This window comes from Flavobacterium sp. 2755, from assembly GCF_031455715.1.
GTDB lineage: Bacteria > Bacteroidota > Bacteroidia > Flavobacteriales > Flavobacteriaceae > Flavobacterium.
Genome location: NZ_JAVDTG010000001.1, coordinates 578564 through 594567, shown reverse-complemented (window position 1 = coordinate 594567; position 16004 = coordinate 578564). Strand labels below are relative to the sequence as shown.

Here is a 16004-nt window from a genome sequence, read left to right as displayed (position 1 = left end):
TAAGATTCTAAGTTTAATAAAATTAGAGTTTGCCACGAATTATACAAATTTCCACAAATTAAATTCGTGATAATTCGAGCAATTCGTGGCAAAAAAATCATTTTAATCCTTTTAATCAGTGGCTAAAAACTAAAATAATAAATAAAAAATGGCATTAATAAAATCAATTTCAGGAATACGAGGCACAATTGGCGGGGTTGTCAATGAAAATTTAACTCCGGTAAATGCTGTCAAATTTGCCGCAGCTTACGGAATGTGGCTTAAAAGTGAAAACTCAAATCAATCATTAACCGTAATTATAGGGAGAGACGCTAGGATTTCGGGAGAAATGATTAGTAATCTGGTTTCGAATACGCTTACGGGCTTAGGAATTAATGTCGTTGATATTGGTTTGTCGACAACGCCAACTGTTGAGGTAGCCGTAACATTAGATAAAGTGGATGGAGGAATCATCATCACGGCAAGTCATAATCCAAAACAATGGAACGCTTTAAAATTATTAAACAATAAAGGAGAATTTTTAAATGGAGAAGCAGGCGAAAAAATCCTGAAAATAGCAGAAGATGAAAATTTTCTTTTTGCAGAAGTAGACAATTTAGGAAACTACGAAAAGAAGGAAGGTTACATCGAAAAACACATTGACGAAGTTTTAAAATTAGCTTTAGTTGATGTTGAAGCCATTAAAAAAGCCAACTTCAAAGTAGTTGTCGATGCTGTTAATTCTACGGGCGGAATTGCGATTCCGAGTTTATTGGAAAAATTAGGAGTTGAATGTATCAAATTGTATTGTGAACCAAACGGCCATTTTCCACATAATCCGGAACCTTTAAAAGAACATTTGACAGATATTTCAGAATTGGTCGTAACAGAAAAAGCCGATTTCGGAATTGTGGTTGATCCGGATGTAGATCGCCTGGCGATTATTTGCGAAGACGGTTCAATGTTTGGCGAGGAATACACTTTGGTCGCCTGCGCCGATTATGTTTTAGGAAAAACAAAAGGCGATACGGTTTCTAATTTATCCTCTTCAAGAGCATTACGTGATATTACTTTAAAACATGGCGGAAAATATCAGGCAAGTGCAGTTGGCGAAGTAAATGTTGTGGAATTAATGAAAAGTACAAATGCCATAATTGGAGGAGAAGGCAACGGCGGAATCATTTATCCGGTATCACATTACGGGAGAGATTCTTTAGTTGGAACTGCTTTGTTTTTATCGCATTTGGCAAATGAAAAAGTTTCATGTAAAACGCTTCGCGAAAGTTATCCGGATTATTATATGAGCAAAAGTAAAATTGAGTTAACACCGGAAATTAATGTGGATGAAATTTTGGAAAAAATCACTCAAAAATTCAAAAATGAAAACCCGAATTGTATCGATGGAGTCAAAATAGATTTTGAGGAAGAATGGGTGCATTTGAGAAAATCAAATACTGAACCAATCATTAGAATTTATACCGAAAGCAAGTCACAGAAAAATGCAGATGAGCTGGCAGAAAAATTCATCTCGATCATTAAAAAATTTACTGTAAAATAATCGTTCAAAAAACGATCTCAGCTTTAATATAAATTTTATTAGAGATCGAATAAAGTGCTGATTTTAAAATAATAAAATATTCATTTGACTGCGATTTTAAATTAAATGGATATCAAAATAAATGATTTGGTTTTCGATTGATAATAAAATTTTTTAGACAAATTTTTAAATTCTTACAAGATAAATATTTGAAAATGATAAGAATTTAATAATACTTTTTCTAAAAAATGTGCTCGAAAACACTTTTTTTATGTGCACGAACACATTTTTTCGATTTTGCCATTGTTTATTAAAAAATATTATTTAGTTTAGCCATAGTTAAGTCAAAAAACAGCTTTTTTTCATCCATTTTTTTAAGCTTAAAAATCAATTTTAAAACTCAAAAAAGGACTTCCTAAAAAATAAATAAGCAGCTGATTATTAAAAGAAAAAAATAAAATAAGAATATCAATTAAGAAAAATAACCAAACGAAAACAAAAACAAAAAACAGACAAAAATTATGAATTCAAAAAAAACATAACCGACCCATTTCGCTTTGTGTTTGAAAAAGCCTTAACCAATTTTTACTCACGCAAAGTTTGCTTTTCACATTAACCATTAAACTAACCAGAATAATATGAAAAAAAGTAACAAGTTACTATACAGTAACTATCAGGAAATAAAATTTAATTTAAAGACATTACTCACGGTCTTATTTCTGATAGTTTCTGTTTTTAAAGTAAGCGCGGTTTCTTCTACAAAAGATGGGAAGAAATCAGAAATTATAAATAAAGAGTCAGAAGCAGATATAACAATTAAAGGTACTGTCTTAGATGAATTAGGCCAACCTATGATTGGTGTTACCATCATGCCGAAAGGATCATCAAGAGGAGCAACAACTGATTTTGACGGAAGTTATACAATCGTAGTCCCTTCTACTACAGAAGCTCTTTTGTTTTCTTATGTAGGATATGATACAAAAGAAGTAGCAATAGCCGGACAAACCACAATTAAAGTTTCATTAGTACCATCGTCAAAAAGTTTAAATGAGGTCGTTATTGTAGGTTACGGAACGCAGAAAAAGAAAAATGTATTAGGAGCCATTTCTTCTGTAAAATCAGATGCATTGGTATTATCTTCTGCACCTTCTGTTTTAACTGCGCTTCAGGGAAAAGTGGCTGGTTTACAAATAGTACAAAACAGTGCACAGCCAGGAGGAGGATTTAATATCCAGATTCGTGGCGCAGGTTCTATTAATGCGAGCAATGATCCTTTAGTTGTTATTGATGGATTTCCGGTTACAAATTTACAGCAGCCCGGAACAGGAAACCGTTATGACGGAGGTACACAAAGTATCTTAAATTCCTTTAACCCAAATGATATTGAATCTATTGAGGTTTTAAAAGATGCGAGTTCTACAGCAATTTATGGTGCAAGAGCTGCAAATGGCGTAATCTTAATTACCACTAAAAAAGGAAAAGAAGGTGATGTAAGAGTAGATTATTCAGGTTCTTATTCGTATCAAAAATACAATGACAGCTATGAAGTTCTTGATTTGAAAGAATGGATGCAGTTACGTAATGATGCTGCAAAAGAAAACTGGGAGTTTATCAATAAAGTATATCCGTATTCTCCAAAAACTCTGGAAGAAGCAAATGCTGCACCGGTAAACGGAATTCCATATAAAAGAGTTTATTCTGATGAGCAGATTCGCAATGCCGGAAAAGGAACAGACTGGCTTGGACTTGTTACAAGAGACGGGATGATTGAGCAAAATAACCTTTCATTACGCGGAGGAACAAAATCTACCAAATACTTTTTATCAGGAAACTTATTCAATCAGGAAGGAGTTATTCAAAATTCAGGATTAAAAAGAACCACGTTTCATTTTAGCATTGACCAAAAATTGACAGATTATATCAATTTTGGTATGAACATGACTAAAAGCCGAATCAAAAATCAAAACTCACAATTAGGAGGAGATCAATTTGAAAATTCAGGAATTATACGTTCTGCAATACAGCAAGGACCAAATATTTTAGCAATTGATGAATTTGGAAATTATCCAATAAACCCGGATAATGCTTTAGAGCCAAATCCATATTCATTGTTAACTATTTCTGATGAAGGAGTTATAGACAGATCGTTGACCAACTTTTATGCTGAAATAAAACCATTAAAAGGACTTACAGCAAGATTTCAGGCAGGATTTGATCAGGGTAATGCAAAAAGAAGCACCTATTTACCAAGAACGACTTTATATGGAGCTTTAGAAAATGGAAAAGCCACAATTAATTCTTTGGAAAAAAATGATGATTTATTTGACTTCACATTAAATTATACAACAAAAATAATGGAAGACAATACGTTCGGCTTAATGGTGGGTTATTCCCGACAAACGTACAAAACAGAAGCTGCAACATTAGGAAACAGCAACTTTATTACAGATGCCTTTTTATGGAATAATATAAATGCCGGTGCAGGAACAAAAGTAACGGCATCTTCAAAAGGTGAAAATAACTTCATTTCTTATTTTACCAGATTTAATTATTCATACAAAGATAAATACATGCTGACTTCGACAATTCGTCGTGACGGTGCGAGTGTATTTGCAAAAAATAATAAATACGGATTGTTCCCTTCAATTGCAGTAGGTTGGGATGTTTCTCAGGAATCATTCATGAGATCAATCGACAATTATGTATCGCAGTTTAAAATTAGATTTGGATACGGGCAAACAGGTAATGCATCAATTGGAGGAAGTGCTTTTGGAGCTTTCTATGCACAGCCGGCTTACTTAAATCCAGACGAATCAATATTGATTGGTGTATTTCCTTCAAGACTTGAAAATCCTGATTTAAAATGGGAAACGACAACAGAGAAAAATTTAGGTGTTGATTTCGAGATTTTTAATAAAAGAGTTTCAGGATCATTTGAGATTTATGACAGAGTAGTTTCAGATTTATTAACGCTGAAACCAATCAACAGTTATCAGGAAATCAATACCGTTTGGGCAAACATTGGAAGCACACAAAGTAAAGGGGTTGAGGTTACCTTAACTACAAAAAATATTGATACTCCAGATTTAAAATGGAACACGACTTTTACTTATTCGCAATATAAAACAAATTGGAAAGAGCGCGCACCAGACTGGAAACCTTCAGTTTATATGAATTATGATGATCCTGTACGTGCACAATACAGCCAAATTGCTGATGGTGTTATGCAGATTGGAGAAGTAGTTCCGGCACAGCCAGATTTATATCCTGGACAAATTAAAATAAAAGACCTTAACGGTTTTGTGAGAGATGCAGCAGGAAATCCGGTAACGGATGAAAAAGGAGTATTTTTAAGAACCGGAGCACCAGATGGAAAAATTGATGAAGCTGATACTGTGTTATTAGGTTCTGCAGATCCTGACTTTGCAGCAGGTTTAAACAATACAATTATCTGGAAAAATTTCATGTTGAGTTTTCAATTTAATGGAATGTTCGGTAGAAAAATTGTGGACCAAACAGATTTTGCTTACGGTGTAACTGCAGTTGGAGTAGCACAAAACGGTAGAAATGCATTAAGAAATGTATACAACAGATGGACACCGGATAATCCAACAAATACACGTCCGGGTTCACACTTTGGATATACACAATACGGTTCGGGAGATTTCTTCATGCAGGATGCTTCGTTTGTTCGTTTGCAAAATGTATCGCTTAGTTACAATTTTCCACAAAGATGGTTTGGTAAATACATACAAGGGGCGGCGATTAGATTAGACGGCCAAAACCTTTTCACCATTACAAAATATGATGGTATTGATCCTGAAACAGATGGTTATGCAGCAGCTTATCCAAATGTAAAAACATACACAGTAGGAATTGATCTTAAGTTTTAATCAAAAAGAGATATGAAAAATTTAAAAAATTATATAGTTGTATTATTGATGCTTGCATTTTCTGGATGCAGCGAAGATTTAGAATCTATCAATTACGACGAGATTAATCCGAGTATTTTTCCAAGCTCGGAGGCTGATATTCAGGCTATAGTAGCTTCTGCTTATTATCCGTTGAGAGGTTCTTATGGAAACGGAATTCATTCTACTTCAGAAAACGGATTAATGTTTATGCTTGATGCTACAACAGAAATTCTTCAGGGACCTTACGGCGTACAGCAAGAAGCTTCTTTACATAGTTACAAAGCGACTTCAACTGCATTTACCCGTTTCTACGATGTATTTTACAATAAAATAAGCGGAATGACTTTGAGTATCGACAGAATCCAGTCATCAAACGTAAATGAGCTAATTAAAAAACAAGCCGTTGCCGAAATTAAATGCGCAAGAGGATTATTAGCCTACGAACTTTTTGATTTATACGGACCGCTTGTTGTTGCGCCTCTGGATGTGCTTAAAAATCCGTTGAAAGAAGAACCTTTGGCAAGACTTTCAAATGCAGAAATGGTAAGTTTTATTGAAAATGATCTTAAAGCCGCAGCTGCAGATTTAAAAGCGCCGGGAGAAACTCCTTACGGAAGATTCAGCAACGGAATGGCCAGAATGGTTTTAATCAGATTATATCTGCATGAAAAAAGATGGGCAGAAGTAGAAGAGCAGGCAGCAGCAATTATGGCAATGAACTATTATGGTTTAGAAGAAAATTATGTTGGATTATGGGACATTAAAGCACCTGTTGAAAGCAAAGAAGTAATTTGGGCAGTTCCGGCAGATTATGCAGGAACAAGTGAAAACCAATGGCAGTTAATGGCATTGCCAAATAATTTCCCAGGCCGCGGAGGTTACGGAACAATTCAAAGTTCATGGAAATTTTATGATTCTTTTGAAGCAACTGATATTCGTAAAGGTGCACTTATTGCAGAATTTACAGGGACTGATGGAGTAACGTATAACAGATCAAATCCTGCAAACTATATGCAGTTAGGGCCAATTCCGTTAAAAATTGATCCCGATGTTGCCAGAACAACCGCTTTAACTACTGTAGATATTATCGTATATCGTTATGCAGATGTTTTATTATCAAGAGCAGAAGCAATTGTAAACAAAACAGGAACACCAACACAAGAAGCAATTGATTTAGTAAACATCGTGAGAAAGAGAGCTAAAATCAGCGAAATAGTATTAGCAAATTATAATACACTTGCTAAATTTAATGAAATGATTCTTTTAGAAAGATCACATGAATACTGGTGCGAAAACGGACAATATCGTTCAGACTTAATTAGACACGGAAAATACACAGAACATGCCCTTGACTTAAACGGTGCAGCAAGTCAAAGTGCTCCATACAAAGCTTTGTTCCCATTTTCTTTAGACAGAATTAGTGAAGGAAAAGGTAAATTTATTCAGAATCCTGGATATAATTAATTAGAAGACGGCTATCACAATTGGTGAAGGAATAAAATAAATCAGATAATTTAATTATACAAAAAATGAAAAATTTACTAATGTTAATCTGCCTTTTTCTTAATGTCGCATCAAGCTGTCAAAGCGATGGCGGCGACAAAAATGAAGGAGGCGAACAAGTAAACGGAGTTGAAAAAGTAACTTACACCGCTTCAAACGAAGTGTTCACAAATCCCGAGCGTGGATTTATGCATACGTGGCAGGTAAATTCTGAAGGAGCAGCAATGACAGCAGCTTCTTTAAATAATCTGAAAAAGGAAAATGTAAGCCTTATTCTCCGTTTGTATTATTTGGAGAAATTTAAAACTTCGGCTTTAAGCCAGACACAATTAGATCTTATCAAAACCGATTTTACACGTTTAAGAGAATCAGGTTTAAAATGTGTTTTGCGTTTTGCGTATACAGATGCACAAGATGGTTCAGATGCTTCTGTAGCCGTTATCTCAGGACATTTAGATCAGTTGAAACCAATCTTGGAAGAAAACAAAGATGTCATTGCTTTTGTTCAGGCAGGTTTTGTTGGAGCTTGGGGAGAATGGTATTACACTACAAACCAGCTTACAACGCCGGCAAACAAAAAACTGATTATAGACAAACTTTTAGCATCTTTTCCAAAAGAAGTAAAAATTCAGTTAAGAACTCCAAAAATCAAACAAGACTATGTTGCAACTACAATTGCAATGGACGCGAACGTTGGTTACGGAACTTCAAATACAGCTCGTTTAGGTTTTCATAATGACTGTTTCATGGCAAGTGTAGACGATTACGGAACATACATAGATATCACTTCTGAAAAAACATACATAAGCAACGAAGCCCTTTATGTCCCAACAGGAGGAGAAACTTGTCCGCCAACAGATGTTCCGCTGGCAAGTTGTACTACTGCTGAAAAAGAAATGTCACTTTTAAAATGGACGTATTTAAACCTAGATTATTATGGTCCGGTTTTACAGGAATGGAGAAACAACAACTGCTTTACAGATTTTGAAAGAAAACTAGGTTACAGACTTTCATTAGCATCTTCAAGTCTAAAAAAAGAAGCAGCAGTAAATGGAACTTTAGAGTTTGAAGCATTGCTGAATAATGGTGGTTTTGCTCCGGTTTACAATCCTAAAAATGCTTATTTAATATTAAGAGCGACTTCTGGCGGAACGGTTTATAAGAAAAAATTAAACTTCGATGTTAGAAAAGTAGTACCAAGAGTAACGTACGATTTAAAAGAATCGGTGAGCTTATCCGGAATTCCGGCAGGAACTTATGAATTGTTATTAAAAATCGAAGACAGTTCAACAAAACTAGTTGACAGACCAGATTATTGTATTCGTTTTGCTAATACAGGAGTTTGGGAAGCCGCAACTGGATTCAATAAATTATCACAAACGGTTATCATTAAATAGTTATTAAAACATTTAAATTAAAAACCATGAAAAAAATAAAACTAACCAAATACATAACATTGCTTGTTGCTATGTTATTGCTTACGGCTTGTTCGAGCGATGGTGCATCATCAGACGATTCGGCTACAAAACCAACCGCAGATTTCTCATTTACAAATGACGGAAGCACGTTTACCTTTACCAATCTTTCTACAAACGGTTCAAAATACAGATGGGATTTTGGAGATTTATATTATACATCTGGAGACAAAGATCCGGTTTACACCTATAAAATTGGAGGCGAAATCAGAGTTTCTTTGACCGTAACCAACGATAAAGGAGAAGAAGCTTTTATCACTAAAACCATAACTGCCCCAAGAATCATAATTATTGATATTAAAATTGACGGAAAATTTACAGATTGGGATGATGTTGCCGTAACAGATCAAAATACATCTGGAAATGGTTCAATCCAAAAAATTAAAATTTGGGCTGGAGGTCCAAATGTAAATGTGTATTTAGAAGGAAACAAAAAAATGCTGATGGAATTGGTTGATATGTACATCAATACAGATGGAAATACGCAAACAGGATTCCTACACAGCAATTGGGCAGAAGGTTCTGGAGCCGAATTTTTATTCGAAGGTCCGGTAGTAACTAACGGCTGGGGACAATTCTACAACCACACCGATCCAAACGGAGGCTGGGGCTGGGCTGGAATTGCAGGTTCTGGAGCAAATTTAAAAGCGTCACCAATTGTGAGTTTAAACGACACCACAAATGCGATAGAATTCAGTATTCCAAAAACACAGTTAGGAACATTAGGAAGTTCAATTGGTATTGCCATTACAGAAATGAATGGAGGATGGGGATTAGTTGCCAACTTCCCGGAAGCGCCTAAGTTCTCTACATTACAATTGTAGTTTGTCATCGATAGCCGGTCAAAATGTGCCATTTGGCGAAGAGTTTTTTGGAGATTAATTTTTTGAGCCAAATGGCATAAGCTATCGAGTTTAGATAATTAGAATAATCCTAGTTGATTAAATATAAAACTGGGATTATTTTTAAAAAGAAATAGAAAATAATATGACTAAAACAATTTCCAATAACCGATTAATGTCTGTAGACGTACTGCGAGGATTTGATCTTTTGATGATTATAGTGGCAGATCGATTTTTCTATAATTTGAATACAGCGGCAAATACCAGTTTAACAAAAACGCTGGCCGACCAGTTCGAACATCCGGAATGGATTGGTTTTCATTTGTATGATGTCATAATGCCCTTATTTTTATTTGTTGTAGGTGTTGTAATTCCGTTTTCATTAGGAAAAAGAAGCAAAGAAACATATTCAGATTTTAAATTATACAGGCACATTTTAAAACGATTTATAGTGCTGTTTATATTAGGCTGGATCGTACAGGGAAATCTTCTTGAACTTAATATTTCAAAGTTTCACATCTTTAGTAATACACTTCAGGCCATTGCAGTTGGATATTTATTTTCCTGTATTGCCTATTTAAATTTGTCAAGAAAAGGAAGATACATCTTCTTTGTAGTTTGCCTTGTTTTGTATGCCGTATTATTATCAATTCCGAGTTATTTTGGTCACAATTTCGAATTATTACCAGAAAAAAATCTTCCCATATTTATCGATCAACAGGTTTTTGGGCCGTTTTACGATCAAACACAGTATTCCTGGCTTTTAACAGGTTTAGGATTTACAGCCACAACATTATCAGGATTGTTTGCAGGAGAATTGCTTTTATCTTCTCTTTCAAGAAAAAAAATAGCACAGTATCTTTTATTAATCGGAGTAACAGCAATTATTCTTTCATTAATAATTGGCATCTGGCATCCTATTATTAAAAAAATATGGACAAGTTCATTTGTAATTTTTTCATCAGGAATCAGCTTTGTTTTATTAGCTTTATTCTATTGGCTTGTCGACGTTCAGGGTTATACAAAATGGGCTTATCCGTTTAGAGTAATTGGTTTAAATGCAATTGCAGCTTATGTTGGTTCACATGTTTTTAATTTCTCTTTAATCGCCAAGCAAATTTTCTTTGGTTTTGAGCAATTTACAGGAGCTTATTATGACGCCTTTTGCGACTTAGCCGGATTCGGAATTCTTTATTTCATACTTTGGTACATGCACAAAAACAAAACCTATATAAAAGTGTAATAAAACAAATTGTTACAAATAAAACGTTCAAACAAAAAATATCACTAAAATAAAAAAAATGAAAAGTTTAAGATTTTTACTAATAGCACTTTTGCTATTCAAAGTCTGCGACACATCAGCGCAGCTTATTAAAACAAAAGCACCAAAAAGAGACAAAGGACAAACAGATGTTTTGCGTTTAGCCACGCCCGCAATTCCGCACGTTCGTGTAGCAGTTATTGGTCTTGGAATGCGCGGTACGGGCGCCGTAGGACGCATTCCGCATGTTCCCGGAGTAGAAATTGTAGCCTTATGCGATGTGCTCGAAGAAAGAACAAAAGCAGCAAACGATACTTTAGCCAAACTTGGAGCACCAAAAGCACAGGAATTTTTTGGAGAAGATGCCTGGAAAAAAGTAACAAAACTAGACAACGTTGATCTTATTTATATTGTAACAGATTGGAAACACCACGCTAATATTGCAGTGCAAGCCATGAAAGACGGAAAACACGTTGCCGTAGAAGTTCCGGGAGCTTTAACCATGAATGAAATCTGGGATATAATTGATACTTCAGAAAAAACACGTAAACATTGTATGATGCTCGAAAACTGTGTGTATGATTTCTTCGAATTAACAACACTAAACATGGCACAACAAGGCGTATTCGGAGAAATTCTTCACGCAGAAGGTTCTTATATTCATGGATTACAGCCATATTGGGGAAATTACTGGAACAACTGGAGAATGGATTACAACCGCAAACACAGAGGTGATATTTACCCAACACACGGAATGGGCCCGGCATGTTTAGCGCTAAATATTCATAGAGGAGATAAAATGAATTTTCTGGTTTCGATGGATACAAAAGCAGTTGGAAATCCAGCTTTCATAAAAGAAAAAACAGGTGAAGTGGTTACCGATTTTAGAAACGGAGATCACACGATGACGATGATTCGTACCGAAATGGGAAAAACAATCCAGATTCAGCATGATGTTACAAGCCCAAGACCTTACAGCAGAATGTATCAATTATCTGGAACAAAAGGTTTTGCTAATAAATATCCGGTAGAAGGTTATGCAATTGATGCCAAAGAAGTTGGAGCAGAAATTTCTAAAAACTATCAAAATCTTAATGCAGAAGAATATGTTTCGGAAGATGTGAAAAAGATTTTAATGGAAAAATATAAAAACCCAATCGTAAAAGATATCGAAGAACTGGCTAAAAAAGTCGGCGGTCACGGCGGAATGGATTTTATTATGGATTACAGAATGTTTTACTGCCTTCAAAAAGGACTTCCGCTTGATATGGATGTTTATGATTTGGCCGAATGGTCTTGTTTAAGCCCATTAACGGAAATCTCTTTAGACAATAATTCAGCTCCGGTAGAAATCCCGGATTTTACCCGCGGAAGCTGGAAAAAACTAAATACAGTTGAATTTTCGAAATAAACTATAATACTTTTAGTAAGCATTTAGTTTTTATTGTTAATATTTGTTAGTTATCTAAAATGCCTGTAAATTCCGAATTTACAGGCATTTTTTGTATAAATGGTTCAAAATCTTATTGTTGATTTAAAAATATTTTTTAATCATTTGATTAAATCTCTTGTTTAATTAAAAATCATTTATATCTTTGCCGAACATTTACAAAATTATGGGCCCAAAAAGCAAAGACGCAAGTACAGAAGAAAAGATAAAAGAAGCAGCAAGAATAGTATTTACCCAAAAGGGATATTCTGCTACGCGTACTCGTGATATTGCCGAGGAAGCAGGAATTAATCTGGCACTTTTAAATTATTATTTCAGAAGTAAAGAAAAACTTTTTGAATTGGTAATGTCAGAGAAAGTGGCAAAATTATTTGGTGTAATTGCACCCATAGTAAATGGCGATACAACTTCTATAGAAGAAAAAGTAACGTTGATAGCAGATAATTATATCTCGATGCTGATTGAAAATCCTGGTTTGCCTTTATTTGTTTTAAGCGAAATAAGAAATAATCCCGAACATTTTGGGAACAAAGTACAAGCAGGAAAATTATTGACCGAATCCATTTTTGTAAAACAATTGAAAGAAAGAAAACCGGATATTAATCCGCTGCATTTTATGATCAATCTATTATCAATGTGTATTTTTCCTTTTATAGCAAAACCGGTTTTAGAATCAGCCGGAGTTATGACACCAAGTCAAATGAATGATTTTGCAGAAGAAAGAAAAACATTGATTGTACAATGGTTTAAAGCTATGATGAACTCCTAGCTATTTTTTTGGACTAAATTTAATCAAATGATTAAAACGAAATATTAAAAATTAAAAAGTTGAATATGAAAAGGTTATTAGTAGTTATACTGGTTTTTATGCCCGTATTTCATTTTTATGCACAGCAAAATGACAAGTTATTACGACTGCAGGATTGTTATGCATTAGCAGAAGAAAATTATCCGTTATCTAAAAAACGAGATTTAATTGCCAAAAGCAGCGAATTTACAATTGATAATATTGCCAAAGGATATTATCCCAAATTCGACATTTTTGGTCAGGCAACGTATCAGTCTGATGTTACCAAAATGCCAATTAGTCTTCCCGGCGTTGAGGTTCCCATTTTAAACAAAGATCAGTATCGCGCTTACGCAGAAGTCAATCAGCTGCTTTATGACGGAGGAAATTTAAAACAGCAGAAAGAAGTTGTAGAGAAACAAACAAAAGTTTCAGAACAGCAGCTTCAGGTTGATTTGTACGCTGTAAAACAAAAAGTAACCGAACTTTATTTTGGAATATTGGTTTTTGATGAACAGCTGCATCAAAATGATTTACTAAAAAACGATATCAATATCGGAATCAAAACCGTTCAGGCACAATTGAATAATGGAACCGCATACAGAAGCAGTTTAGATTTGCTTAAAGCAGAATTTCTAAAAGCCGATCAAACTGCAATTGGAATTCGCAATTACAAAAAAGCCTATTTAGATATGCTGGGGCTTTTCATCAATTCAGAATTATCTCCAGACACAAAATTAGAAACACCTGAAAATATCGTAAATTCAATTGAAATTAATCGCCCTGAATTACAGCTTTTTAAATACAGAAACGAAAGTCTGGAATTAGGTAAAAAAGCAGTTGATATTGCTAATCTACCCAAGTTCAATTTCTTCGTGCAGGGCGGTTACGGAAATCCGGGATTGAATATGCTGGAAGTGGGCTGGAAATCCTATTACATTGGCGGAGTACGGCTAAACTGGTCTTTAACGGGACTTTATACAGATAAAAAACAAAAACAGATTATCGACATTAATAAGCAGCAGCTCGAAGTCGACAAAGAAGTTTTTCTTTTCAATACCAATCAATCGATAAAACAGCAAAGCGCAGAAATAACAAAACTCGAAGAATATCTGGTTTCTGACAATGAAATTATAACACTGAGAAACAATGTCAAAAAAGCCGCATTGGCACAATTAGACAATGGCGTAATTGATTCCAGCGATTATCTGCGAGAAGTAAACGAAGAAAACGCAGCAACGCAAAACAAAATTATTCATGAAACAGATTTGCTTTTGGCAAAATACAGACAAAAATTAATAACCGGTAATTAAGCATAAAATGAAAAAAATAGCATTTATAATAATAGCAGCAACAGCAATATCATGTTCTGATAATAAGAACGAATTTGATGCAACAGGAACTTTTGAAGCAGTAGAAACCATTATTCCGGCAGAAGCGGGCGGTATAATCAAAGAATTAAAAGTTGAAGAAGGGAATATTTTAAAAGAAAACCAAGTCGTAGGTTATATTGACACCATACAGCTTTCGCTGAAAAAAGATCAGCTTTTGGCACAAATTAAAGCTACGCAGAGTAAAAAACCCGATATCAATTCGCAGTTAGATGTTTACAGAGAAGAACTGAAACAAGCAAAATTAGATCAGCAGCGTATGCAGAATCTGGTAAAAGCCGATGCCGCAACGAGAAAACAACTAGATGATGCAACAACAAAAGTTTCGGTAATTCTAAAACAAATTACCGCCTTACAAACACAACTTAATATCAGCACAATCGGAATCGACGATGAAACCCAAACCTTAAAAGTTCAGATAAATCAAATTCAGGATCAGCTGGCTAAATCGAAAATTGTCAATAAAACGAACGGAACAGTTTTGACAAAATATGCCGAAGTAGGAGAGATGGCGACCATTGGTAAACCACTTTATAAAATCGCCGATTTATCAACAATAAACTTAAGAGTTTATATTACGGGAGATCAATTACCGGGCGTAAAATTAAACGACAATGTAAAAGTTTTTGTAGACGATACTAACAAAACTTACAAAGAATACAGTGGTGTTGTAGAATGGATTAGCGACAAAGCAGAGTTTACGCCAAAAACAATTCAAACAAAAGACGAACGCGCCAATTTGGTTTATGCTGTTAAAGTGAGAGTTAAAAATGATGGTTATTTGAAAATTGGAATGTATGGCGAAATTAAACTCAAACTTTCAAAATAATGAAATCGGTTGTTGTAAAAAATATTATCAAAACCTACGGAAAGGAAAAAAAGGTCGCTGTAAATGATGTTTCATTTTCGGTAAATAAAGGCGAACTTTTCGGATTAATCGGCCCAGATGGTGCAGGGAAAACCAGTATTTTCAGAATCCTGACTACGGTTTTATTAGCAGATAGCGGTTCGGCTTCGATTGACGGACTGGATGTGGTAAAAGAGTTTAAATCCATTAGAAATACAATTGGGTATATGCCGGGAAAATTCTCTTTATATCAGGATTTAACGGTCGAAGAAAACCTGAATTTTTTCGCCACATTATTCGGAACTACCATTGAGGAAAATTACAATTTGATCAAAGATATTTATGTTCAGATTGAACCTTTTAAAACCCGAAGAGCAGGAAAATTATCAGGCGGAATGAAACAAAAACTGGCTTTATGCTGTGCCTTAATTCATAAACCAAATGTTTTGTTTCTGGACGAACCTACAACCGGAGTTGATCCTGTATCGAGAAAGGAATTTTGGGAAATGCTCCAAAAACTGAAAAAACAGGATATTACGATTATTGTTTCGACACCATATATGGATGAAGCCAATCTTTGCGATCGCATTGCATTGATTCAGGACGGAAAAATTCTTTCGATCGATAGTCCGAAAAATATAATCCAGAATTATCCTGATGCACTTTTTGCTGTAAAATCAGATAATATGTATTCACTTTTGAAAGCTTTGGCAATATATCCAAATCGGTTAATGAGTTATGCTTTTGGAGAATTTGCTCATTTTTCTTTCAAAGAAAGCCCAGACAAAGCAGATTTATTACAGTTTTTGGAAACAAAAGGAATTAAAAATATAGAGATAAAAGAAGCTGCCGTAACGATTGAAGACAGTTTTATTAAGCTCTTAAGTTAATATGGTTTTTTTAACACATAGGAACATAGATTTTGCTTGAGTTAAAAGGCATTTCATTTGTTTAAACAAACATAGCTATGTGTGAAAAACTAGTTTTTTTTAAACTCTTTTTTCAATTTTAAAATCTA

The 16004-nt window shown here is 34.5% G+C and carries 11 protein-coding genes; all 11 read left to right on the top strand.

The window, feature by feature from the left end:
* Window positions 1-148 precede the first annotated feature (148 nt).
* The 11 genes from glmM (at window position 149) to J2Y38_RS02400 (ending at window position 15876) form a co-directional block, all read left to right on the top strand.
* Complete coding sequence (glmM, locus tag J2Y38_RS02450; RefSeq protein ID WP_309839252.1) at window positions 149-1537, top strand: phosphoglucosamine mutase; 1389 nt, start codon at window positions 149-151, stop codon at window positions 1535-1537.
* A 617-nt stretch (window positions 1538-2154) separates the two neighbouring features.
* A complete protein-coding gene (locus tag J2Y38_RS02445; RefSeq protein WP_309839250.1) occupies window positions 2155-5409 on the top strand; it encodes a TonB-dependent receptor in 3255 nt (1084 codons plus the stop codon).
* Window positions 5410-5421: 12 nt separating this feature from the next.
* A complete protein-coding gene (locus J2Y38_RS02440) occupies window positions 5422-6894 on the top strand; it encodes a RagB/SusD family nutrient uptake outer membrane protein (RefSeq protein WP_309839248.1) in 1473 nt (490 codons plus the stop codon).
* Between the two features lie 65 nt (window positions 6895-6959).
* Window positions 6960-8330, top strand: a complete 1371-nt coding sequence (locus tag J2Y38_RS02435) for a DUF4832 domain-containing protein (RefSeq protein WP_309839246.1) — start codon at window positions 6960-6962, stop codon at window positions 8328-8330.
* Between the two features lie 26 nt (window positions 8331-8356).
* Window positions 8357-9232 (top strand): PKD domain-containing protein, encoded by an 876-nt coding sequence (locus J2Y38_RS02430; protein ID WP_309839244.1) that lies wholly within the window; start codon window positions 8357-8359, stop codon window positions 9230-9232.
* Window positions 9233-9395: 163 nt separating this feature from the next.
* On the top strand, window positions 9396-10493 hold the full coding sequence (locus J2Y38_RS02425) for a DUF5009 domain-containing protein (RefSeq protein WP_309839243.1): 1098 nt from the start codon (window positions 9396-9398) through the stop codon (window positions 10491-10493).
* Window positions 10494-10551: 58 nt separating this feature from the next.
* On the top strand, window positions 10552-11922 hold the full coding sequence (locus J2Y38_RS02420; RefSeq protein ID WP_309839242.1) for a Gfo/Idh/MocA family oxidoreductase: 1371 nt from the start codon (window positions 10552-10554) through the stop codon (window positions 11920-11922).
* Window positions 11923-12127: 205 nt separating this feature from the next.
* A complete protein-coding gene (locus J2Y38_RS02415) occupies window positions 12128-12730 on the top strand; it encodes a TetR/AcrR family transcriptional regulator (RefSeq protein WP_309839240.1) in 603 nt (200 codons plus the stop codon).
* Window positions 12731-12795: 65 nt separating this feature from the next.
* A complete protein-coding gene (locus J2Y38_RS02410; protein WP_309839238.1) occupies window positions 12796-14061 on the top strand; it encodes a TolC family protein in 1266 nt (421 codons plus the stop codon).
* A gap of 7 nt (window positions 14062-14068) precedes the next feature.
* Window positions 14069-14968, top strand: coding sequence for an HlyD family efflux transporter periplasmic adaptor subunit (locus tag J2Y38_RS02405; RefSeq protein ID WP_309839236.1), 900 nt, complete (start codon window positions 14069-14071; stop codon window positions 14966-14968).
* Window positions 14968-15876 (top strand): ABC transporter ATP-binding protein, encoded by a 909-nt coding sequence (locus J2Y38_RS02400; protein WP_309839234.1) that lies wholly within the window; start codon window positions 14968-14970, stop codon window positions 15874-15876. Before J2Y38_RS02405 ends, J2Y38_RS02400 begins: the two co-directional genes overlap by 1 nt.
* Window positions 15877-16004 lie beyond the last annotated feature (128 nt).

Coding starts and splice junctions, on each gene's coding strand:
- J2Y38_RS02435 (WP_309839246.1), top strand. CDS start 6,960: ATGAAAAATTTACTAATGTTAATCTGCCTTTTTCTTAATGTCGCATCA.
- J2Y38_RS02415 (WP_309839240.1), top strand. CDS start 12,128: ATGGGCCCAAAAAGCAAAGACGCAAGTACAGAAGAAAAGATAAAAGAA.
- J2Y38_RS02440 (WP_309839248.1), top strand. CDS start 5,422: ATGAAAAATTTAAAAAATTATATAGTTGTATTATTGATGCTTGCATTT.
- glmM (WP_309839252.1), top strand. CDS start 149: ATGGCATTAATAAAATCAATTTCAGGAATACGAGGCACAATTGGCGGG.
- J2Y38_RS02410 (WP_309839238.1), top strand. CDS start 12,796: ATGAAAAGGTTATTAGTAGTTATACTGGTTTTTATGCCCGTATTTCAT.
- J2Y38_RS02445 (WP_309839250.1), top strand. CDS start 2,155: ATGAAAAAAAGTAACAAGTTACTATACAGTAACTATCAGGAAATAAAA.
- J2Y38_RS02420 (WP_309839242.1), top strand. CDS start 10,552: ATGAAAAGTTTAAGATTTTTACTAATAGCACTTTTGCTATTCAAAGTC.
- J2Y38_RS02405 (WP_309839236.1), top strand. CDS start 14,069: ATGAAAAAAATAGCATTTATAATAATAGCAGCAACAGCAATATCATGT.
- J2Y38_RS02425 (WP_309839243.1), top strand. CDS start 9,396: ATGACTAAAACAATTTCCAATAACCGATTAATGTCTGTAGACGTACTG.
- J2Y38_RS02400 (WP_309839234.1), top strand. CDS start 14,968: ATGAAATCGGTTGTTGTAAAAAATATTATCAAAACCTACGGAAAGGAA.
- J2Y38_RS02430 (WP_309839244.1), top strand. CDS start 8,357: ATGAAAAAAATAAAACTAACCAAATACATAACATTGCTTGTTGCTATG.